Raw genomic sequence first — 20,074 nt, forward strand, 5'->3', positions numbered from 1 at the left:
CGGGGCGGGAGCGTGGCGAACGGCCCACCCCGTGGACCCGGCCACTCTACCGGGCAGGGCGGGCCCGACGTCAGTGGTCCTCGGCGGCCTTCGCGGCCGTGACGAGCTCGGTGAGCACGCCGTGGCAGTCCTTGGGGTGCAGGAAGGTGATCCGCGAGTCCATCGAACCGCGCCGCGGCTCGTCGTAGAGCACCCGCACGCCCTTGTCCCGCGCGGCCTGCGCGTCCGCGTCCACGTCGGCGGTGCCGAAGGCGATGTGGTGGACGCCCTCGCCGTTCTTCGCCAGCCACTTGCCGACCGCGGAGTCCTCCCGGGTCGGTTCGAGCAGCTGCAGGTAGGAGGCGCCGCCGTCGGAGGTCCCGTTGATCCTGATCATGGCCTCGCGTACGCCCTGCTCCTCGTTGACCTCGGTGTGGAACACCTCGAAGCCGTAGGTGGCACGGTAGAACTCGACGGTCGTGTCGAGGTCGAAGCAGGCGATCCCGATGTGGTCGATGCGCGTCAGCATGGCCACAGTGCACCGCAAGGAGATGTGGTCACGCAACGTGCGCGCCGTCACACGGTCCGCCGGGTGACCCGGTCGCTACCGCTCAGTACATTGACGGTAACCCTCGTTAACTCATCTCTCTTCTCGCGAAGGGGCCGCACCATGACCAGCCAGGCAGCACGCACATCCGTGATCGTCGCAGGCGCCCGCACGCCCATGGGCCGACTGCTCGGGAGCCTGCGCTCCTTCTCCGGCGCGGACCTCGGCGGCATCGCCATCAAGGCCGCCCTCGACCGCGCCGGCGTCGGCGGCGACCAGGTGCAGTACGTGATCATGGGGCAGGTGCTGCAGGCGGGCGCCGGGCAGATCCCGGCACGCCAGGCCGCCGTCAAGGCCGGCATCCCGATGAGCGTGCCCGCGCTCACCGTCAACAAGGTGTGCCTGTCGGGCCTGGACGCCATCGCGCTGGCCGACCAGCTGATCCGGGCCGGCGAGTTCGACGTCGTGGTGGCCGGCGGCCAGGAGTCCATGACCAACGCGCCGCACCTGCTGCCGAAGTCCCGCGAGGGCTTCAAGTACGGCGCGATCGAGATGCTCGACTCGATGGCGTACGACGGCCTGACCGACTCCTTCGAGAGCATCGCGATGGGCGAGTCGACGGAGAAGCACAACACCCGGCTCGGCATCGAGCGCGCCCCGCAGGACGCCTTCGGCGCGCTCTCCCACCAGCGGGCCGCCGCCGCGCAGAAGAACGGCCTGTTCGACGCCGAGATCGCCCCGGTCGAGATCCCGCAGCGCAAGGGGGACCCGGTGGTCTTCGGCACGGACGAGGGCATCCGCCCGGAGACCACCGCGCAGAGCCTGGGCCGGCTGCGGCCGGCCTTCGGCGGGGCGTCGGGGACCGGCACCATCACCGCGGGCACCGCCTCGCAGATCTCCGACGGCGCGGCCGCCGTGGTCGTGATGAGCCGGGCGAAGGCCGAGGAGCTGGGCCTGGAGTGGCTCGCCGAGATCGGCGCGCACGGCAACGTGGCGGGCCCCGACAACTCGCTGCAGTCCCAGCCGTCGAACGCGATCAACCACGCCCTGGGCAAGGCCGGGCTCACCGTGGCCGACCTGGACCTGATCGAGATCAACGAGGCGTTCGCCGCGGTCGCGGTGCAGTCCATGAAGGACCTGGGCGTCACCGAGGAACGGGTCAACGTCAACGGCGGGGCCATCGCTCTCGGGCACCCCATCGGCATGTCGGGAGCCCGTATCGTGCTGCATCTGGCGCTGGAGCTGAAGCGACGCGGCGGCGGCACCGGGGCCGCCGCCCTGTGCGGCGGCGGCGGTCAGGGCGACGCCCTGATCATCCACGTGCCCGGCAAGTGACGGTCGCCCGCTCGGCGGGCACACAGGTGCTGTTTCTGTTCTGATCGGAGTTCTCCATGGTGGACGTCGCCTCCCTGGTCCAGCAGGCGCGGGAGGGCCGCCCCCGCGCGGTGGCGCGGCTGATCTCCCTGGTGGAGGGGGCGTCCCCGCAGCTGCGCGAGGTGATGGCCGCGCTCGCGCCGCTGACCGGCGGGGCGTACGTGGTCGGCCTCACCGGGTCGCCCGGCGTCGGCAAGTCCACCACCACCACGGCCCTGGTCACCGCCTACCGCAAGGCGGGGCGCAGGGTCGGGGTGCTGGCGGTGGACCCGTCCTCGCCGTTCTCCGGCGGGGCGCTGCTCGGCGACCGGGTGCGGATGTCCGAGCACGCCTCGGACCCGGGCGTCTACATCCGGTCGATGGCCACCCGCGGCCACCTCGGCGGGCTGGCCTGGGCCGCCCCGCAGGCGATCCGGGTGCTGGACGCGGCGGGCTGCGAGGTGATCCTGGTGGAGACGGTCGGCGTCGGCCAGTCCGAGGTGGAGATCGCCGCGCAGGCCGACACCTCCGTGGTGCTGCTGGCCCCCGGCATGGGCGACGGCATCCAGGCGGCGAAGGCCGGCATCCTGGAGATCGGCGACGTCTACGTGGTCAACAAGGCCGACCGGGACGGCGCCGACGCCACCGCGCGCGAGCTGAACCACATGCTGGGCCTGGGCGAGTCCCGCGGGCCGGGCGACTGGCGGCCGCCGATCATCAAGACCGTCGCGGCCCGCGCCGAGGGCGTCGACGAGGTGGTCGAGGCGCTGGAGAAGCACCGGGCGTGGATGGACGAGGGCGGCGTGCTCGACGAGCGGCGGCGGCGGCGCGCGGCGAACGAGATCGAGCACATCGCGCTGACCGCGCTGCGGGCCAGGATCGGCGACCTGCACGGCGACCAGCGGCTGACCGCGCTGGCGGGCAGGGTCACCGAGGGCGCCCTCGATCCGTACGCGGCCGCCGACGAGCTGATCGCCGGCCTCACCGCCCGGTAGCGCGGGGCCGCCCACCGGCCGGCGCCCACCGGCCGGCGGTTCCGAGCGGCGCCCGGGACCCTCTATACCTCGCGTGTATACCCCCCCTGTATAGTGCTCCGCGGACCGGCCCGAAGAGGGGCCGGCCGCATCACACAGGGGGTCTCCCGCATGCGGAGCACGACCACCGTGCGGGCAGGCCGCACACTGACCGCGCTGCTGGCCGCGGCCGCGCTGGCGTTCACGCTGGCCGGCTGCGACGGCTACGACGCCACCTCGCCGGCCGCCGCGCGCAAGGACGCCCCGGCGTCCGGCGCCGCCGCCCTCGCGTCCGGCCCGAACGGCCCGGTCGACTGCCGCCGGGTCAAGTGCGTGGCGCTCACCTTCGACGCCGGGCCGAGCGTGCGCACGCCGCAGATCCTCGCCATCCTCAGCAAGTACCACGTGCACGCCACCTTCTTCACGCTCGGCAAGAACCACGTGCGGGTGCACCCGGAGATGGTCCGCGAGATGGCCGCGCAGGGCCACGAGATAGAGACCCTGACCTGGAGCCACCAGATACTCACCAAGATCAGCGACGACGAGGTCCGCAAGGAGATCACCGAAGGCCGCGACGCGGTCGAGAAGGTCACCGGGAAGCGGCCGACGCTGCTGCGCCCGCCGCAGGGCCGCACCAGCGCCTCGGTCACCAGGATCGCCAAGGAGCTGGGCATGGCCGAGGTCGAGTGGAGCGCCAACGGCGCCGACTACCGGACGACCGACTCGAAGCTGATCGCGGAGCGCATACTCCAGCAGACCAAGCCCGACGGCATCATCCTGCTGCACGACCTGGTGGACCCCACCGGTGTGGGCTACAACGGCACCGTCGCCTCGGTCGCGCCGATCATCTCCGCGCTCCAGGGCCGCGGGTACACCTTCGTGACCGTCTCCCAGCTGCTCGCCCCGGGCGTGCCGGTGCCCGGCAAGGTCTACAAGTAGCGGTCCGCGAGCGGCCGCAGGGAGCGGGGATTCAGTGCCCCCGCTCCTCCCGCAGGTGCTCGGCCACCGGCACCAGCGCCCGGTGGTACGCCGCCAGGTCCCCGGCCGGCAGCAGGTCGATGAAGTGCGCACGCACCGAGGCGACATGGCGCGGCGCGACCTGGCGCATGGTCTCCCAGCCCTGCTCGGTGAGCACCGCGAACAGCCCGCGGCGGTCGGACTCGCAGTTCTCCCGGCGCACCAGCCCTGCCGCCTCCATGCGGGTGATCTGGTGGGAGAGCCGGCTCTTGGACTGCAGCGTGGACTTGGCCAGGTCGCTCATCCGCATCCGGTGGTCCTCCGCCTCGGAGAGGTTGACCAGGATCTCGTAGTCGTTGTTGGTCAGGCCGAACGGCTGCAGGTCGCGCTCGAGTTGGTGCATGAGCAGCCGGCTCACGTCGAGGTGGAGGCGCCAGGCCCGCTGCTCGTCGTCGCTGAGCCAGGTCGTGACGCGTTGCGCGGTCTCGGTCTCCATGGGAGGAATCCTACCGGCGGTTGAAGTGTGGATAATCGCCAGGGTAGCCGCCCGGTCACCCTGGGAAACGATGCCCCGCCCGGCGGGTCACGCGTGCGGCCCCGCCGCGCCGGCGCCGGGCACCCCCGCGCCGGCCCGTCCCGGCACCCCGCCGGTGTCCCGCACGCCCAGCAGCTGCTCGGTGGACTGCAGCAGCACCTGCCCCGCGCCCACGAACTCGAACTGGTGCTCCTCGCCGGACGCGCCGCCGATCCCGGTCAGCGCGCGGATGCCGCCGAGGACGCCGCGCAGGTAGCCGTGGTCGTAGTGGTGGCAGGGCGACGGGCAGTCCGCCCAGCCGACCAGCGCCTGCGGGTCGACCCGGATCGGCGGCTCCACGAAGTGCACCGCGCCGTTGGACGCCGCGACGAACTTCCCGGTGCCGATGAGCGTCAGGAAGCCGGGGATGATCGACTGCTTCAGCGCCAGGCCCGGCTGGAAGGCCAGCAGGTTCCCCGACCTGATGGTCAGGTTGCCCTGGTCCAGGTCGTAGGAGTTGACGTCGTAGGCCCGGTCGGCCAGCAGCATCTTGCCGCGCCCCTGCGCGACCACCCAGTCCGCCGCGTGCAGCGGCGAGTGGAAGTTCGCCGCGACCAGCCGGTCCAGCGGGCCGTGGCCGATGGCGTGGAAGTCGACCTGCCCGTAGTAGGCGATCATCTTCCCCTTCTGCAGGAACCACTGCCCGTCCAGCGCCACGCTGAAGGCGTACGGGTTGACGTTGTCGTCGTCGGGCAGCGAGTACGGGTCGAAGACCACCGGGCCGCGCGCCGGCCCCTGCCCGTGACCCGGTGCGTGCCCCGGCGGCGGGGGGTAGGTGCTCACAGCTTCTCCTCCGACGCCTGCACGTACACGGTGCCCTGTCCCGACAGCTCCAGCTGGAACCCCTCGCCCGAGCCGCGGCCGACCATCTCGCGCCAGCCGAGCGCGGTGGTCAGCCGGTTGCGCACCTCGCCGCGGTGCGCGACGTACGCCTGCGGGTCGACGTGCACCGGGCGCTGCGGGCCGATCGGCAGCTCGACGACGCCCCCGTGCGCCATCATCGCGACCGACCCCTTGCCCTGCAGGGTGGTGGTGAACAGGCCCTGCCCGGTGGCCTGGCCGCGGATCACGCCCATCACGCCGCCCTGCGAGCCCATGAACATGGTGCCCTGGCGCAGCGAGCCGTCGAAGGCCAGCAGCCGGTCCGCCTCGACGTACAGCGTCTCGCCGGTGAGGTCCACGGTGTGGATGTGGTGGCCGCCGTGGCCGAACATCACCGAGCCGCTCCCCTCCACGGTCATCAGCGGGGTCGCCTCGTCGGCCAGCCGCCGGCCGATCATCGACATCACGCCGCCCTGGCCGCCGGGGATGTTCGGGGTGAAGGTCACCTCGCCGCGGTAGGCGAGCATCGCGCCGCGCTGGCTGAACATCCGCTGCCCCGGCGCGATCGGGGCCTCCACCATCTTGGAGTTGATCCGGGTGAACGGCATCGCTACAGCTGCCCCCCGATCGTGGTGCGCTCGCTCGGCTGCACGTACACCAGCCCCTCGCCCTCGAATCGGATCTGGAAGCTCTCGCCCGAGCCCTCGCCCATCAGCGTGCGCCAGCCCACCGCGGCCTGCAGCTGCTGCCGCAGCTCCCCGACGTGCGCGACATACGCGCCCGGGTCGACCACCAGCGGGTACGCCGCCGACACCCGCAGCACGACGGCGGGACCGTCGGACATGATCGCGGCCTGCCCGCTGCCCTCCACGGTGGTGGTGAACAGGCCGTTGCCCTGGGAGGCGCCGCGCAGCCCGGTGAAGGTGGTGCCGGTGCGCAGCGACGGCTCGGTCACCAGCAGGTTGCCCGCCTCGACGTGCAGCTTCTCGCCGTTCAGCGCCACCAGGTTGATCTCCGTGGCGCGGTCGGCGAAGTAGCAGGTGCCCTGGCCCCTGACCTCCATCACCGCCATCGCCTCACCGGTGATCCTGCGGGTGACCAGGCCGCGCAGGCCCTCGCCGCCGCCGGTCATCTTCTTGAACGTCATCTCGCCGTCGTAGGCGACCATCGCGCCGTTCTTCGCCTTGACCGCGTCGCCCGCGAGGTCGACGGCCAGGACGCGGGTGCCGTGCAGCCGGAAGACCGCCATCGGCTCAGCGGGGGTCGGCGGACGGGAGGCGGTCCGCGGCGGCCGTGCCCGCCGGGCGCTGCCGGACCGGGAGCGGCGCGGGCGGCTCGCCCGCCGCCTCCTCGACCTCCATCAGCGAGGCCGACCGCCGCTCCGCCTCGAAGGCCGCGTGGCCGCCGCGCAGCCCGAACAGCCGCTTGCCGATGAGGATGTAGAGCACCGCGGCGATGTTGAGCGCGAGCGTGCCGACCTTGAACCAGCTCATCTTCTCGGTCAGCTCGTAGACCTCGATCGGCAGGAAGGCCGCGGTGGCCACCACCGCCAGGTACTCCGCCCAGCGCTTGCCGAACCACAGGCCGACGCCCTCGACGACCTCGATCAGCGCGTACGCCCCGAGCCCCGCGGCCACCCCGTGCAGCGTCGACTTCTTGTAGTCGAAGGTCTTCTGGATGGTGTCCACCACGGGGGAGTGGTCCAGGTCGTAGCCGAAGTGCTCGGCGACCGGCCGGAAGACGGTCAGGTCGTCCTCGAAGAGCCGGCGCACCGCGTCCTGGGAGTTGGAGAACTTCCAGATCGCCCACGCGGCCACCACCACCAGCAGCCCGCGCAGCACCCGCTCGACGGCGAGGAAGCGCAGGATGAACAGGTCCCGCAGCGCCCGCCCGCGCGGCACCACCGGCGCCAGCTCGGCCGGCCCCGAGCCGTGCGGCTCGCCCAGCACGAAGTCGCCGCAGCGCAGGCAGCGCCACACCTCGCCGACCGCCGTGGGCGCGTGCAGCCTGGCGCGCAGCCGCAGGTCGTCGGGTGCGTAGGTGATGTGGCCCTTGCGGGAGCAGTGCCGGCGGTCCCAGTCGATGCTCATCGGTGTTCTTCGTCCCTGTGAGGAGGCGGGGGCCTGACGGTGGAGGCTGACGGTGGAGGTACGTGGAAGGGGACGCTACCGTCCGGCGGGCGGTTGCCGACCCCGGCTCGGGTCATCGATACCCGGCGGTGATAATGGAGGACGAGCTTGTGATCACGTTCACAAGTGATCGGCCAGAACCGCCCCGACAGTGAGGTTCCCGTGGACCTGAAGACCGCCTCCGCCCTGCGCAGGCTCCGCCTGGTGTCCGCCCCCGAGGCGGTCTCCTTCCTGCTGCTGCTCGTCTGCTCGGTGCTCAAGCGCACCACCGACTTCAACGCCGTGCCGGTGATGGGCATGGTGCACGGCGTGCTCTTCGTCCTGTACGTGCTCTTCTGGGCCGACGCCTGGAACCGCACGCGCTGGGGCCTTCGGCGTGCCGCCGGCTACTTCGTGCTCTCGGTCCTGCCCACCGGCGGTTTCTTCGCCGAGCGGCTGCTGCGCGCCGAGTGCGAGGCCGCCGTCGCCGCGGCCCGCGAGAACGCCTCGGGCGAGGCCGCGCAAGGCGCGGTGACGGCCGCGTGATCGTCGCCTTCTCCGTCACCCCGCTCGGCGTCGGCGAGGAGGTCGGGGAGTACGTGGCCGACGCCGTCCGGGTGGTCCGCGAGTCCGGGCTGCCGCACCGCACCGACGCGATGTTCACCTCGCTCGAAGGGGAGTGGGACGAGGTGATGGACGTCGTACGGCGGGCCGTCGCCGCCGTCGAGGCGCGCGCCCCCCGCGTGTCGCTGGTGCTCAAGGCGGACATCCGCCCCGGCGTCGCCGACGGCCTCACCTCGAAGGTCGAGACCGTCGAACGCCACCTGGCGCCGTAGCCGGGGGGCCGCCGGGGTGCCGGGCCGCCGGGCCGCCGGGTCCGCTCCGGGCGCGGCCCTAGATCAGCCCGCCGGTGGCCACCGCGATGCCCAGCGGCGTGCGCTCGTAGAGCACCTGGTGCCCGTAGCGGCGGGACGCCAGCAGCCCTGCGTCGCGCAGCACGCCCAGGTGCGCGGAGACCGAGGACATCGCCAGGTCGTGCCGGTGCGCCAGCGCGGTGGTGGTGGTCGGGGCGTCCAGCGCGGTGAGGATCGCGGCCCGGTTCGCGCCGAGCAGCCGCACCAGCGCGGTCGAGGCGGCCGGGCCGGTCTCCGCCCACAGGCCCCCGATGCCGCGCGCCGGATAGACCACGGTCGGCTGCCACGGCGGGTCGAAGGCGCTGCCCGCCTCGGGCCAGAAGAACACGCTGGGCACCAGCACCAGCCCCTGCCCGGTGGCCTGGACCGCCGCCGCGGGCAGCTGCGCGATGTGCCCGGCCGCCGTCAGCGCGCCCTCCGACCAGCTCAGCTTGGGGTGCAGGCCGGTGAACAGGCGCTGCATCCCACCGTCCGCCAACCGCCGCGCGTGGTACGCCACATCCGCCTCCAGCACGGCGCGCAGCCGCGGCCAGTGCGGGGCCAGCAGCGCCGACCAGGCGTGCTCGTACAGCCCGGCGAGCTGCTGCACGGTGCCCGCGGGGTCGGAGAGCATCGCCCGGCCGCGCCGGGACTGCGCGGCGCCCGGGGTCTGGGTCAGCGCCGCGGCGATCTGCCGGCGCGCCACGTCGGGCGCGGTGGCGCGGATCGCGTCCAGCTCGTCCTCCAGCGTGGCGAGCGGCACCTCGGGCAGCGGGTGCAGGAAATCCGGTCCGTAGCCGTTCTCCGGCGCCAGCAGCCACACCGCCGCCAGGTCCAGCCCGGCCGCCAGCGTGCGCACCTGCCGCAGCCAGGGCAGATGGTAGCCGTGCCGGTCCGGCCGCGAGAGCGTCCTGATCGCACCCTGCGTCTCACGCAGCGGTGAGATGGCGAATCTGCAGCGCAGGAGATCTTCCGCCGCAAACCGCATACGAAACGACATCACACCCCACAAGATTCGGCTGCGCCCGAAAGACTACGACGGCTGGGGCCAGTGCCACCAGTGTGATGTCATGACAACGGACAGCGAACACCCGCCACATGGCGGCAACCCTCCTTCGCCGGCCGGATCAGACGACGCTCCCACCACCCCGGGGAGCGGCAAGGACGAGAACACCGGTTACGGAGCGGTGTTCGCGGTCCGGGAATTCCGATTCGTCTTCGCCGCGCACGTCCTGTCCATCCTGGGCACGGTCCTCGCCCTGGTGTCACTGGCCGTCCTGGTCTACCAGGAGTCCGGCTCGGCGATCCTGACCTCGCTGGTCTTCGCGCTGACGGTGCTGCCGTACGCGCTCAGCGGGCTGCTGCTGTCCGGCATCGCCGACCACCACCCGGCCCGCCGGGTGCTCGTCGCCTGCGACCTGGTCTCCGCGGCCTGCGTGGCCGGAATGGCGCTGTCCGCCACGCCGCTCGCACTGCTGTTCGTCCTGCTCGCCGTCCAGTCGATGATCTCGCCGCTGTTCATCGGCACCCGCGGCGCGAGCCTGGTGGAGATGCTGCAGGGCGACCTGTTCATCCTCGGCCGCTCGCTGATCCGGATCGTCTCGCAGGGCGCCCAGATCGTCGGCTTCGGCGTCGGCGGCCTGGTGCTCGTCTGGCTGTCCCCGCGCGCCGCGCTCTGCGTCACCGTCGGGACCTTCCTCGGCTCGGCGCTGCTGCTGCGGATCGGCACGGTCGCCCGGCCCGCGCGGCGCACCGACAGCGGCGACCTGCTGCGCCGCTCGCTCGCCTCCTCGGGGCAGCTGCTGTCCCACCCGAGGATCCGCGCGCTGATGCTCATGTGGTGGGTGCCGCCGATGTTCTTCTCCGTCGCCGAGGGCGTCGCCGCGCCGTTCGCCGACGCGGCCGGCGCGGGGTCGGCCGGCTTCGGGCTGCTGCTGGCGGCGATGCCGGCCGGCACGGTGGTCAGCGAGATGCTCGCGGGCACGATGCTGCGCCCGCCCGCCCGCGAACGCATCGCGCTGCCGCTGGCCGGCGTGTGCCTGCTGCCGCTGGCCGCCTTCGCCGTCCATCCGCCGCTGGCGCTGGCGATCGTGCTGCTCGCGCTCACCGGCCTGTGCGCGGCCTATGCGCTCGGCATGGACAAGTGGTTCGTCGAGGAGGTGCCGGCCGAGATGCGCGGCCGGGCGATGTCCCTGGTCGGCGCCGGTCTGATGACGCTCCAGGGCGTCGGCATGACCGCCGGCGGCGCGGTCGCCGAATGGGCCCCGCCCTACGCGGTGATCGCCGGCGGCGGCGTCCTCGGCACGCTCAGCGTCTTCGGCGTCCTGCGCGCCGTCCGCCGCACCCGCGTCCCGGTCGCCGGCCCCCTCCCCGGCACAGCCGCGTAGCCCGCTGCGGGCACAGCCCCGTCTTTTGCGGAGCGCGGCCAGCCGCGAGGTCTCGACGTCGTCACCGGCCCGGTGGGGCTGTTGCTGTCGCCCCCGGCCCCCCGGCCCCCCGGCGCCGGTGGGCCGTTGCTCGCGTGACGCCCGGCGTGTTCCGGGCGCGGCCCGGGGTTGTGAGGGGCGCGGGGAACTGCGCGGCCAGCCGTGACGAGGGCTGTGCGTCGTCACCGGCCCGGAGGGCTGTTGCCGTCGCCCCCGGCCCCCCGGCCGGTGGGTGGTTGCTCGCGCCGTTCCCCGCGCCCCTGGTGGGGCGCAGCGCCCGGCGTGTTCCGGGCGCGGCCCGGGGGTTCGGGCGTGATGCGCGGCGGGGTCCGGGCGCCAGTCCGGGGTGGGGGTCGGACAGAGGGCTCAGCGGCGAGCGAGGTACGCGTGCATCGCGCGGTGCAGGGTCTTGTTGACTGCGCCCTGGAGCGGCAGCTCCCACTCGCCGACGGTCTCGACCGCGTCACCACCGGTGCCCAGCTTCCAGCGGAGCAGGCCGTGCGCGCGGGAGCCGGGGTCGAGGTCGTCGGGCACGCCGCGCATGTCGTAGACGGCCGCGCCCGCCGCCAGCGCGTCGCACATCATGCGCCACTGCAGCGCGTTGCTGGGCCGCACCTCGCGCCGGTGGTCGGCGGAGGCGCCGGTCTGGTACCAGACGCGGCCGCCGTCCGGTGCGGTGACCAGGGTGTGCGCGGCCAGCAGCTCGCCCTGGTGGCGGGCGGTGTACAGCCGTACGGCGCCCGCGCGCTCGGCGTTGAGCGCCTCGTACTGCCGCTGGTAGTAGGCCAGGTCGCGGCCGAGTGCGAAACCGTCCCGGCGCTCGGTGATCCGCAGCAGCCGGTGGAAGGCGGGCAGCGTCTCGGGGCCCTCGACGCCGGTCAGCACGCCGGACTTCGCGGCCTTCTTGACGTTGCGGCGCCACTCCTGGTTCAGGCCGGTCCACAGCGCGTCCAGGCCGCGGCCGGACAGCGGCACCTCGAACACCAGGCGCGGCTGCGCGTCGGCGCCCTGCCCGTCCTCGCCGCAGCGCCGCCAGCCGCCGTCCCGCAGCCGGTCGCAGACCACCGCGCCCAGCGGCTCCACCAGGTCGGGCAGCACGTCGCCGATCCGCCGGCCGGGGCCCGTCGCGTCCTTGAGCGTGCGTGCGCTCCACCGCCGGTAGGCCAGCGGCGGTCCCATCCGCACCGCGAACGCCCCGGTCCCGCGCAGGTGTTCCAGCAGCGGGTCGAACCAGCGCTCCAGCCGCGGGTCCGCCCAGTCGAGCCCCGGCCCCTCCGGCAGGTACGCGAACGAGCGCCGCGATCCCGGCAGTTGGCGGTAGAGCACCAGCGCCGCGCCGACCAGCCGCTGCCGCTCGTCCAGCCAGCCCAAACTCTCCGCCTGCCAGCCGGCCTTCACCCGCGCCCAGGCCGGGGTCTGCAGGAAGCTCACACCGCCGGGGGCCGCGACACCGCCGGGCGCGCGCAGGAAGGCGGCGTGCACCGCCGGGGGGATCGGCCGCAGCAGCAGCGCGCCGGGCGCCTCAGGGACCGCGGACCGCTCGGAGCGCTGGGGGGTGGTCATCGTCAAGGCGTCGCCTCCGCGGCCGGGCGGGCCTGGGCGGCCCGCTCATGTCCTTCACGCCTGCCGGCGGTCCCAGGTGACAGAGAGGTTCACGACAGGCCCCCCGGCTTCCGCGCGGCGCGCCCGCCGGGGCAGACTTGCGCGTCTGCGCGGCGGTCTGCCCACCGCGGCCGCAGGACGCGCGCCGCGAGGCCCGCGCGACGAGCGGCACGGGCGACAGGCGACGAGCGGCACGGGCGACGAGCGACGGGGGGCGCCGGTTGAGCGCGACGGTGGAGGCCAGGGGCCGGCGGGCGCACGCCCGGCAGCCCTCGCTGCGGCGCAGCGGCGGCCTGATGATGGCCGGCTCGCTGGTGTCGCGGGCGACCGGTTTCGTACGCCTGTCGGTGATCACCGCGGCCGTCGGCACCGCCGCCTCCGGCGACGCGTTCGGCGTCGCCAACACGGTGCCGAACATCGTCTACGCCCTGCTGATCGGCGGCGCGCTGCAGTCCGTCTTCGTGCCCGAACTGGTCCGCGCGGCCAGGGAGCACGCCGACGGCGGCCGCGCGTACACCGACCGGCTGCTGACGCTGTGCGCCGTCGCCCTGGTCGCGATCACCGCACTGGCCGTCCTCGCCGCGCCGCTGCTCGTCGACGCCTACGCGCCCGACTTCACCGGCGGCCAGCGCGAGCTGACGGTCGCGCTAGCCCGCTACTGCCTGCCGCAGATCCTCTTCTACGGGCTCTTCACGCTGCTCGGCCAGGTGCTCGGCGCCCGCGACAGGTTCGGCGCGATGATGTGGACCCCGGTGCTCAACAACCTCGTGGTCATCGGGGTGTTCGGGCTCTACCTCGGGCTCGCGCAGGGCGGCCTCGGCCGGCGCGACGCGCTGCTGCTCGGGCTCGGCAGCACCGCGGGCATCGCCGTGCAGGCGCTCGGCCTGCTGCCCGCCCTGCGCGCCGCCGGATTCCGCTGGCACCCGCGGTTCGACTGGCGCGGGCACGGCCTCACCGCGCCGATGCGCGCGGCCGGCTGGACCCTCGCGCTGGTCCTGGTCAACCAGCTCGCCTACTGGGTCGTCACCCGGCTGTCCACCTCGGCGGGCGAGCACGCGCTGGCCGAGGGGCACCGGGCCGGCGCGGGCTACGCGGCCTACAGCAACGCGTACAGCCTGTGGGTGGTGCCGCAGGGCATCGTCACCGTGTCGCTGGTCACCGCGCTGCTGCCGCGGATGAGCCGGGCCGCGGCCGACGGCGACCACGCGGCGATCGGCGCGGACCTCTCCCGCGGGCTGACCGTCTCCGGCACCGCGATCGTGCCCGCCGTGCTCGCCTTCCTGGCGCTCGGCCCGCAGATCACCGGCGTGGTCTTCCAGCACGGCGCGGCCAGCGGCGCGGACGCCGCCGCCATCGCCTGGATGCTGGCCGCCTTCGCCCCCGGGCTGCCGGCCTTCGCCGGTCAGTACCTGCTGGCCCGCGGCTTCTACGCGCTCTCCGACACCCGCACGCCGTTCTTCCTCAACGTCCTCATCGCGGCCGTCAACGCCTCGCTGGCGGTCGCCTCCTCCACGCTGCTGCCGGCCCGCTGGGCGGTCACCGGCATGGCCGCCGGCTACGCCGTCGCGTGCACCGCCGGCTTCCTGTGCACCGCGGCGCTGCTGCGCCGCCGGCTCGGCTGGCGGCCCCGCGTGCTCGGCCACCACGTGCGGCTCGCCCTGGCGTTCGCGCCCGGCGCGGTCCTCGCCCTCGGCGTGGCCCGCCAGTGCACCGACCACCTGGGCGACGGCCTGCCCGGCCACCTCACCGCCCTGGTGCTGGGCCTGGCCGCCCTCGTCCTGCCGGCCCCGGTCCTCGCCCGGCCGCTGCGGCTCGACCTGCGCCCGCCGCGCCACTGACGACAGCGCCGCCTGCCGGCCGGCCCCGGCGGCGGCCTGGAGAAAGTCGCGCTCACCCCGTCACCTCCCGCGACCGGCAGGCGTGTACACAGTGGGAGGGACGAGATCCATGGGACACAGCACGGACGGAGCGGGCCCGGCGGCCGACTTCGACCAGTTCTACGCGGCCACCGCCAAGCGGATGGTGGCCGTGGTGTACGCCGTCACCGGCGATCTGGGGGAGGCCGAGGACGCGGTCCAGGAGGCGTACGCCAGGGCCTGGCAGCGCTGGGCCAGGCTGACCGAGGAGGGCGACCCGACGCCGTGGGTGCGCACCGTCGCGCTGCGGCTCGCGGTGAGCACCTGGCGCAAGGCCCGCAACCGGATGCGCGCGCACTTCCGGCACGGCCCGCCGCAGGACGCGCCGGCGCTCGCGCCTGACCGGGTCGCGCTGGTCGCCGCGCTGCGCGCGCTCGGCGACGATCAGCGCACCGCCGTGGTCATGCACCACCTGCTCGACCTGCCGGTGGAGGAGATAGCCCGCGAGACCGGGGTGTCGAGCGCCGCGGTCCGCACCCGGCTCAGCCGCGGCAGGAAGGCGCTCGGCGCCTGCCTGCGGGACGAGCCGGAGGACCCCGACGAACAGGGTCCCGGCCCTGCCGCCCGCCCCGGCGGCCACCGGCCCGGCGACACCCGCAGCGACCGCAGTTCCGACCACACCGCCCTCCGCCGGCGGGTGCGCATCGAGGAGGTGCCCCTCCATGGCTGACCGCTCCGCCCCCGGCGAGCCGTCCCGCCCGCTCGACGAGCAGTTGACCGACCTCGCGCGCGCCACCGAGCCCCTGGTGGTCCTGGCCGGCCCTGACGCCGCGCGCCGCCGCGGCGAGCGGCGCCGCGCCCGGCGCCGGGCGGTCGCGGCCGGCGCGGTCGCCGTGCTGGCCCTCGGCGTCTGCGGCTGGCAGCTGCTGCCCGGCATCGGCGAGGGCCGGGACCGGGGCGCGCCCGCCGCCTCGCCCACCGGCACCCTGCTGCCCGACCTGCCGGTGTCGCTCGACGCGGCGCTGCTGCCCGGCACCGCGCTCCCGGCCTACCCGAGCCGCACCTGGAAGGTCGTCTCCCCGGCGACGGGCGCCGCGAAGTTCGCCGAGCGGTGCCCGGTGAGCCCGGACCCCGCGGTGCCGTACCAGCAGGCGGAACGGGTCTACCACGCCGACGACGGCTCGGTCGCGCACTACCACCTCTACGAGTTCGCGGACGCCGGGGACGCGGTGCACGCCGCCGGGATGATCAACGTGATGATCCACAGCAAGTGCGCCCACTTCCCACCGGTCCACGACGGCGACACCACCGTCATCCTCTCCAGCACCTCCAGCGACGGCAGCCAGAACACCGTCTGGCTCGACCACAGGGGGCGCTTCGTCGCCGTTCTCCAGGTGTGGGGCCCGCTGGTCCCCGACCGCGGCAAGGACACGGCGGGCGCCTACTCCGCCCCGGTGTGGGCCTGCATCGACACCTCGCTGACGGGGCTCGCGCCGCAGGCCGCGCGGTCGCCGGGCGACCGGCAGGCCGACCCGAGCGGCTCCCCCGCCGCCGTACGGGACAGGCCGGCGGCCGGCAGCGGGTCCGGCGCGTCCAGCCCGGCGCACTGGGGGAGCGGCGCGACGAGCGGCTCCGCCGGCTGCTGACCAGGGCCCTCCGCCCGCGCCACCCCTCACCCTCACCCCTCGCTCCCGGACCCTCCCCTCACCTCTCACTCGTCACCTCGGCCGACAAGGACCAGGACACCGTGTACCGGATACGCAGCTCCCGCATGCCCGCGCGCGCCCCGCGCGCCCTCACCCTCTCCGCCCTGCTGCTCGCCGTCGTGTGCGGCGCCTCCGCCTGCGGCGGTCACGGCGGCGGTGGCGCCGCCTCGGCCGGCCCGGGCGGGGCGCCCGCCGCGAGCACCGCGGCCGGCGCCCGGATCACCGTCACGCCGGCGGCCGGCGCCGGGCCCGTCGACCCCGGCGGCCCGGTGCGGGTCGCCGTCGACGGCGGCACCCTCGGCGCCGTCACCGTCACGCCGGACGGCACGGCCGCCGACGGCGTCACGCCCGTCGCGGTGACCGGCGCCCTCGACCCGGACCGGCACACCTGGACCTCCGACCGCACGATGACCCCCGGCACCGCGTACACCGTCCGGGTGACCGCGCAGGACCCGGCGGGACGGCGCACGCAGACCGCCCGCACCTTCCGCACCGCGCCGGCCGGCAAGGTCAACGGCGTCAGCGTCACCCCGCTCAACCACGCGGTGGCGGGCGTCGGCCTGCCGGTGTCGCTCGCCTTCGACACACCGGTCGGCCCTGCGGGCAGGGCCGCCGTCGAGAAGGCGCTCACCGTCACCACCAGCCCGGCCGTGCACGGCGGCTGGGGCTGGCTGACCGACCCGCTCACCGGCGTCCAGCGGGTGGACTGGCGGCCGGACGCGTACTGGAAGCCCGGCACCAGGGTCACGCTCACCGCCCGGCTCAGCGGCGTCGACACCGGCGGGCACCGGTATCTGCGCCGCGACATCCACGACGCCTTCACCATCGGCACCGCCCGGATCTCGTACGCGAACCTGCGGACGCACACCCTGCGGGTCACCGAGAACGGCAGGACGGTGCGGACCCTCCCGATGTCCGGCGGCCGCCCGGACTACCCCACCTGGAACGGCGCCATGGTGGTGCTCGCCAAGCAGTCCACCGTCCGGATGACCTCCGCGTCGGTGGACATCGCGACCTCGAAGGACTCCTCGGACTTCTACGACGAGGACGTCAGGTACGCGGTGCGGCTCACCACCTCGGGCACCTTCGTGCACGCCGCGCCGTGGAACGACGCCCTGATGGGGCGCGCCAACGGCAGCCACGGCTGCATCGGCATGAGCACGGCGGACGCCACGTGGTTCTTCGGCCGGGCGGTCCCCGGCGACGTCGTGGTCGCCACCGGCTCCACCCGCGCCACCGTCCAGGCGGGCAACGGCTACGGCGACTGGAACCTCACGGCGGACCAGTGGCGCGCGCTGAGCGCTCTCAGTTGACGAGACGGCTGTGCCCGGTATGTGACCGACGGGTAGGCTCGACGCCGTGCCGAAGCCCCTGAGCCTGCCCTTCGACCCCATCGCCCGCGCCGACGAGCTGTGGGAGCGGCACTGGGGCGGAGTCCCCTCGATGAGCGCCATCACCTCGATCATGCGCGCCCAGCAGATCCTGCTCGGGCAGGTCGACGCGGTCGTCAAGCCGTACGGCCTGACCTTCGCCCGGTACGAGGCGCTGGTGCTGCTCACCTTCTCCAAGGCGGGCGAGCTGCCGATGTCGAAGATCGGCGAGCGGCTCATGGTGCACCCGACGTCCGTCACCAACACCGTCGACCGGCTGGTCGCCTCCGGCCTGGTCGGCAAGCGCCCCAACCCCCACGACGGCCGCGGCACGCTCGCCTCCATCACCGGCCGCGGCCGCGAGATCGTCGAGGCCGCCACCCGCGACCTGATGGCCATGGACTTCGGCCTGGGCGTCTACGACGCCGAGGAGTGCGCGGAGATCTTCGCCCTGCTCAGGCCGCTGCGGATAGCCGCGGGCGACTTCGACGAGGGCTGACCGCGCACTGGCCGCGGACAGACCCGGGGCCGGCCGCGGCCCGGGACCCCGCCCGGGGCGGGCGCCGACATCGCACCGGTTACGCTGCTTGCATGAAATCCAGCGTGCTGACCCGCTATCGGGTGATGGCCTACGTGACGGGTGTGCTGCTGATCGCTCTCACCCTCGGTGTCATCGCCAAGTACGTGCTCGACATCAACGGCGCGGGCACCTTCACCACGGCCGTCGGCTTCGCCCACGGCTGGCTCTACGTCGTCTACCTGGTCTTCGCGTTCGACCTGTGCTCCAAGGCGAAGTGGCCGATCGGCCGGATGGCCTGGGTGCTGCTCGCGGGCACCGTGCCGACCGCCGCCTTCTTCGTCGAGCGCCGCGTCACCCGTGAGCTGGGCCCCAAGGTGGTCGGCGCGGAGAAGCCCGAGCCGGTCAAGGTCTGATCCGCCGCCGCCCGGCGCCTGCCGGACCCGGGGGGACGGACCGGGTGGGCGGACCCTGTGAGACTGGGCTCACCACCCGGTGAGCCCCTCTCCCATCGACAGATACTAGGACGTCCAAGTAAATTTGCCGGCATGGACGCCCATGGCATCGAGACAGGCCGCCAGCGCTGGCAGGCACGCTACGACTCGGCGCGCAGGCGCGACGCCGACTTCAGCACGCTCTCCGGGGACCCGGTCGACCCGGTCTACGGTCCGCCGCCCGGCGCGGACGTGCCCGGCTTCGAGCGGATCGGCTGGCCGGGGGAGTACCCGTTCACCCGCGGTCTGCACGCCACCGGCTACCGGGGGCGCACCTGGACCATCCGGCAGTTCGCCGGGTTCGGCAACGCCGAGCAGACGAACGAGCGCTACAAGATGATCCTGGAGGCCGGCGGCGGCGGGCTGTCCGTCGCCTTCGACATGCCGACCCTGATGGGCCGCGACTCCGACGACCCGCGCTCGCTCGGCGAGGTCGGCCACTGCGGCGTCGCCATCGACTCCGCCGCCGACATGGAGGTCCTGTTCCAGGACATCCCGCTCGGCGACGTCACCACCTCGATGACCATCTCGGGGCCCGCCGTCCCGGTCTTCTGCATGTACCTCGTCGCCGCCGAGCGCCAGGGCGTGGACCCCGCGGTGCTCAACGGCACCCTGCAGACCGACATCTTCAAGGAGTACATCGCGCAGAAGGAGTGGCTCTTCGAGCCCGCTCCGCACCTGCGGCTGATCGGCGACCTGATGGAGCACTGCGCCGCCGGCATCCCGGCGTACAAGCCGCTGTCGGTCTCCGGCTACCACATCCGCGAGGCGGGCGCGACGGCCGCGCAGGAGCTGGCGTACACCCTCGCCGACGGCTTCGGCTACGTCGAGCTGGGGCTGAGCCGCGGTCTCGACGTCGACACCTTCGCGCCCGGCCTGTCCTTCTTCTTCGACGCGCACCTGGACTTCTTCGAGGAGATCGCCAAGTTCCGCGCCGCGCGCCGGATCTGGGCCCGCTGGATGCGGGACGTGTACGGCGCGGCCTCCGACAAGGCGCAGTGGCTCCGCTTCCATACCCAGACCGCCGGGGTGTCGCTGACCGCGCAGCAGCCGTACAACAACGTCGTGCGCACCGCGGTCGAGGCGCTGTCCGCGGTGCTCGGCGGCACCAACTCGCTGCACACCAACGCCCTGGACGAGACGCTGGCGCTGCCCAGCGAGCAGGCCGCGGAGATCGCGCTGCGCACCCAGCAGGTCCTGATGGAGGAGACCGGCGTCGCCAACGTCGCGGACCCGCTGGGCGGTTCGTGGTACGTGGAGGCGCTCACCGACCGGATCGAGCAGGACGCGGAGAAGATCTTCGACCGGATCAGGCAGCTGGGCGCCAAGGCCGTGCCCAGCGGCGAGCACGCGATCGGCCCGATCACCTCGGGCATCCTGCGCGGCATCGAGGACGGCTACTTCACCGGCGAGATCGCCGAGTCCGCGTTCCGCTACCAGCGGGCGCTGGAGAAGGGCGAGAAGGGCGTGGTCGGCGTCAACCGCAACACCGGCTCGGTCACCGGCGACCTGGAGATCCTGCGGGTCAGCCACGAGGTGGAGCGCGAGCAGGTACGGGCGCTGGCCGCCCGCAAGGCCGCCAGGGACGACGCGGCGGTGCGGTCCGCGCTGGACGCGATGCTCGCCGCCGCCCGCGACGGCGGCAACATGATCGCGCCGATGCTGGACGCGGTCCGCGCCGAGGCCACCCTCGGCGAGATCTGCGGCGTGCTGCGCGAGGAGTGGGGGACGTACACCGAGCCGGCCAGGTTCTGACCCGGACGGCGGCCGCCGCGGACCGATCGGCCCAGGACGCCGACCTCGTAGCCTCGTACCCTCGTACGGACCCAACCGGTCATGCGAGGAAGGAACGAGGAA

General features: G+C 73.9%; 21 protein-coding genes. 13 read left to right on the forward strand and 8 right to left on the reverse strand.

The features are described from left to right. Positions 1 to 70: 70 nt before the first annotated feature. Positions 71 to 508 (reverse strand): methylmalonyl-CoA epimerase, encoded by a 438-nt coding sequence (gene mce, locus V2S66_RS01800; protein WP_330792581.1) that lies wholly within the window; start codon positions 506 to 508, stop codon positions 71 to 73. A 141-nt stretch (positions 509 to 649) separates the two neighbouring features. On the opposite strand from mce, the gene V2S66_RS01805 reads away from it, so the two are divergent. The 3 genes from V2S66_RS01805 to V2S66_RS01815 all read left to right on the forward strand — a co-directional run bounded on the left by V2S66_RS01805 (position 650) and on the right by V2S66_RS01815 (position 3,831). Further along, positions 650 to 1,861 (forward strand): acetyl-CoA C-acetyltransferase, encoded by a 1,212-nt coding sequence (locus V2S66_RS01805; protein ID WP_330792582.1) that lies wholly within the window; start codon positions 650 to 652, stop codon positions 1,859 to 1,861. Positions 1,862 to 1,917: 56 nt separating this feature from the next. Next, a complete protein-coding gene (gene meaB, locus V2S66_RS01810) occupies positions 1,918 to 2,874 on the forward strand; it encodes a methylmalonyl Co-A mutase-associated GTPase MeaB (protein ID WP_330792583.1) in 957 nt (318 codons plus the stop codon). Between the two features lie 150 nt (positions 2,875 to 3,024). Next, a complete protein-coding gene (locus V2S66_RS01815) occupies positions 3,025 to 3,831 on the forward strand; it encodes a polysaccharide deacetylase family protein (RefSeq protein ID WP_330792584.1) in 807 nt (268 codons plus the stop codon). Positions 3,832 to 3,862: 31 nt separating this feature from the next. Here V2S66_RS01815 and V2S66_RS01820 read toward each other — a convergent pair whose 3' ends face one another. The 5 genes from V2S66_RS01820 to V2S66_RS01840 all read right to left on the reverse strand — a co-directional run bounded on the left by V2S66_RS01820 (position 3,863) and on the right by V2S66_RS01840 (position 7,335). Then, entirely contained in the window at positions 3,863 to 4,345 is a 483-nt protein-coding gene (locus V2S66_RS01820; RefSeq protein ID WP_330792585.1) for a MarR family winged helix-turn-helix transcriptional regulator, read from the reverse strand. An 87-nt stretch (positions 4,346 to 4,432) separates the two neighbouring features. Beyond that, positions 4,433 to 5,206, reverse strand: coding sequence for an AIM24 family protein (locus V2S66_RS01825; protein ID WP_330792586.1), 774 nt, complete (start codon positions 5,204 to 5,206; stop codon positions 4,433 to 4,435). Then, positions 5,203 to 5,853: an AIM24 family protein gene (locus tag V2S66_RS01830; protein WP_330792587.1), complete on the reverse strand. Its 651-nt coding sequence runs from the start codon at positions 5,851 to 5,853 to the stop codon at positions 5,203 to 5,205. Before V2S66_RS01830 ends, V2S66_RS01825 begins: the two co-directional genes overlap by 4 nt. Positions 5,854 to 5,855: 2 nt before the next feature. Next, positions 5,856 to 6,494: an AIM24 family protein gene (locus V2S66_RS01835; RefSeq protein WP_330792588.1), complete on the reverse strand. Its 639-nt coding sequence runs from the start codon at positions 6,492 to 6,494 to the stop codon at positions 5,856 to 5,858. A 4-nt stretch (positions 6,495 to 6,498) separates the two neighbouring features. Further along, positions 6,499 to 7,335 (reverse strand): DUF2127 domain-containing protein, encoded by an 837-nt coding sequence (locus V2S66_RS01840; protein ID WP_330792589.1) that lies wholly within the window; start codon positions 7,333 to 7,335, stop codon positions 6,499 to 6,501. A gap of 201 nt (positions 7,336 to 7,536) precedes the next feature. On the opposite strand from V2S66_RS01840, the gene V2S66_RS01845 reads away from it, so the two are divergent. Then, positions 7,537 to 7,899: a DUF3817 domain-containing protein gene (locus V2S66_RS01845; protein WP_330792590.1), complete on the forward strand. Its 363-nt coding sequence runs from the start codon at positions 7,537 to 7,539 to the stop codon at positions 7,897 to 7,899. Further along, entirely contained in the window at positions 7,896 to 8,189 is a 294-nt protein-coding gene (locus tag V2S66_RS01850) for an MTH1187 family thiamine-binding protein (RefSeq protein WP_330792591.1), read from the forward strand. Before V2S66_RS01845 ends, V2S66_RS01850 begins: the two co-directional genes overlap by 4 nt. A 58-nt stretch (positions 8,190 to 8,247) precedes the next feature. Here the strand turns inward: V2S66_RS01850 and V2S66_RS01855 are convergent, their stop codons facing one another. After that, positions 8,248 to 9,246, reverse strand: coding sequence for an ArsR/SmtB family transcription factor (locus V2S66_RS01855; protein ID WP_330792592.1), 999 nt, complete (start codon positions 9,244 to 9,246; stop codon positions 8,248 to 8,250). Positions 9,247 to 9,316: 70 nt separating this feature from the next. On the opposite strand from V2S66_RS01855, the gene V2S66_RS01860 reads away from it, so the two are divergent. Then, on the forward strand, positions 9,317 to 10,633 hold the full coding sequence (locus V2S66_RS01860) for an MFS transporter (RefSeq protein ID WP_330792593.1): 1,317 nt from the start codon (positions 9,317 to 9,319) through the stop codon (positions 10,631 to 10,633). A 405-nt stretch (positions 10,634 to 11,038) separates the two neighbouring features. Here the strand turns inward: V2S66_RS01860 and V2S66_RS01865 are convergent, their stop codons facing one another. Further along, on the reverse strand, positions 11,039 to 12,235 hold the full coding sequence (locus V2S66_RS01865) for a lipid II:glycine glycyltransferase FemX (protein ID WP_330792594.1): 1,197 nt from the start codon (positions 12,233 to 12,235) through the stop codon (positions 11,039 to 11,041). Positions 12,236 to 12,495: 260 nt separating this feature from the next. Here V2S66_RS01865 and murJ point away from each other — a divergent pair, with 260 nt between their 5' ends. From murJ to V2S66_RS01900, 7 genes are all read left to right on the forward strand, one after another. Then, positions 12,496 to 14,112 (forward strand): murein biosynthesis integral membrane protein MurJ, encoded by a 1,617-nt coding sequence (gene murJ, locus V2S66_RS01870; protein ID WP_330792595.1) that lies wholly within the window; start codon positions 12,496 to 12,498, stop codon positions 14,110 to 14,112. Positions 14,113 to 14,221: 109 nt separating this feature from the next. Continuing rightward, complete coding sequence (locus tag V2S66_RS01875) at positions 14,222 to 14,860, forward strand: SigE family RNA polymerase sigma factor (protein ID WP_330792596.1); 639 nt, start codon at positions 14,222 to 14,224, stop codon at positions 14,858 to 14,860. Beyond that, positions 14,853 to 15,776, forward strand: a complete 924-nt coding sequence (locus tag V2S66_RS01880) for a hypothetical protein (protein ID WP_330792597.1) — start codon at positions 14,853 to 14,855, stop codon at positions 15,774 to 15,776. The genes V2S66_RS01875 and V2S66_RS01880 overlap by 8 nt, the downstream gene beginning before the upstream one ends. A gap of 125 nt (positions 15,777 to 15,901) precedes the next feature. Beyond that, positions 15,902 to 17,149, forward strand: coding sequence for a L,D-transpeptidase (locus V2S66_RS01885; RefSeq protein ID WP_330792598.1), 1,248 nt, complete (start codon positions 15,902 to 15,904; stop codon positions 17,147 to 17,149). A 46-nt stretch (positions 17,150 to 17,195) separates the two neighbouring features. Further along, positions 17,196 to 17,705 carry a MarR family winged helix-turn-helix transcriptional regulator gene (locus V2S66_RS01890; RefSeq protein WP_330792599.1) on the forward strand — a complete coding sequence of 170 codons (510 nt, stop codon included), beginning with the start codon at positions 17,196 to 17,198 and terminating at the stop codon, positions 17,703 to 17,705. A 92-nt stretch (positions 17,706 to 17,797) separates the two neighbouring features. After that, complete coding sequence (locus V2S66_RS01895) at positions 17,798 to 18,139, forward strand: DUF3817 domain-containing protein (protein WP_330792600.1); 342 nt, start codon at positions 17,798 to 17,800, stop codon at positions 18,137 to 18,139. A gap of 132 nt (positions 18,140 to 18,271) precedes the next feature. After that, entirely contained in the window at positions 18,272 to 19,972 is a 1,701-nt protein-coding gene (locus V2S66_RS01900; protein WP_330792601.1) for an acyl-CoA mutase large subunit family protein, read from the forward strand. Positions 19,973 to 20,074 lie beyond the last annotated feature (102 nt).

It is taken from the genome of Actinacidiphila polyblastidii (assembly GCF_036353415.1).
Taxonomy (GTDB): Bacteria; Actinomycetota; Actinomycetes; order Streptomycetales; family Streptomycetaceae; genus Actinacidiphila; species Actinacidiphila polyblastidii.

Excerpts from the sequence above, each read along its gene's own strand:
- mce (WP_330792581.1), bottom strand. The coding sequence starts at position 508 with ATGCTGACGCGCATCGACCACATCGGGATCGCCTGCTTCGACCTCGAC.
- V2S66_RS01805 (WP_330792582.1), top strand. The coding sequence starts at position 650 with ATGACCAGCCAGGCAGCACGCACATCCGTGATCGTCGCAGGCGCCCGC.
- meaB (WP_330792583.1), top strand. The coding sequence starts at position 1,918 with ATGGTGGACGTCGCCTCCCTGGTCCAGCAGGCGCGGGAGGGCCGCCCC.
- V2S66_RS01815 (WP_330792584.1), top strand. The coding sequence starts at position 3,025 with ATGCGGAGCACGACCACCGTGCGGGCAGGCCGCACACTGACCGCGCTG.
- V2S66_RS01820 (WP_330792585.1), bottom strand. The coding sequence starts at position 4,345 with ATGGAGACCGAGACCGCGCAACGCGTCACGACCTGGCTCAGCGACGAC.
- V2S66_RS01830 (WP_330792587.1), bottom strand. The coding sequence starts at position 5,853 with ATGCCGTTCACCCGGATCAACTCCAAGATGGTGGAGGCCCCGATCGCG.
- V2S66_RS01835 (WP_330792588.1), bottom strand. The coding sequence starts at position 6,494 with ATGGCGGTCTTCCGGCTGCACGGCACCCGCGTCCTGGCCGTCGACCTC.
- V2S66_RS01840 (WP_330792589.1), bottom strand. The coding sequence starts at position 7,335 with ATGAGCATCGACTGGGACCGCCGGCACTGCTCCCGCAAGGGCCACATC.
- V2S66_RS01855 (WP_330792592.1), bottom strand. The coding sequence starts at position 9,246 with ATGTCGTTTCGTATGCGGTTTGCGGCGGAAGATCTCCTGCGCTGCAGA.
- V2S66_RS01860 (WP_330792593.1), top strand. The coding sequence starts at position 9,317 with ATGACAACGGACAGCGAACACCCGCCACATGGCGGCAACCCTCCTTCG.
- V2S66_RS01865 (WP_330792594.1), bottom strand. The coding sequence starts at position 12,235 with ATGACCACCCCCCAGCGCTCCGAGCGGTCCGCGGTCCCTGAGGCGCCC.
- V2S66_RS01875 (WP_330792596.1), top strand. The coding sequence starts at position 14,222 with ATGGGACACAGCACGGACGGAGCGGGCCCGGCGGCCGACTTCGACCAG.
- V2S66_RS01880 (WP_330792597.1), top strand. The coding sequence starts at position 14,853 with ATGGCTGACCGCTCCGCCCCCGGCGAGCCGTCCCGCCCGCTCGACGAG.
- V2S66_RS01885 (WP_330792598.1), top strand. The coding sequence starts at position 15,902 with ATGCCCGCGCGCGCCCCGCGCGCCCTCACCCTCTCCGCCCTGCTGCTC.
- V2S66_RS01895 (WP_330792600.1), top strand. The coding sequence starts at position 17,798 with ATGAAATCCAGCGTGCTGACCCGCTATCGGGTGATGGCCTACGTGACG.
- V2S66_RS01900 (WP_330792601.1), top strand. The coding sequence starts at position 18,272 with ATGGACGCCCATGGCATCGAGACAGGCCGCCAGCGCTGGCAGGCACGC.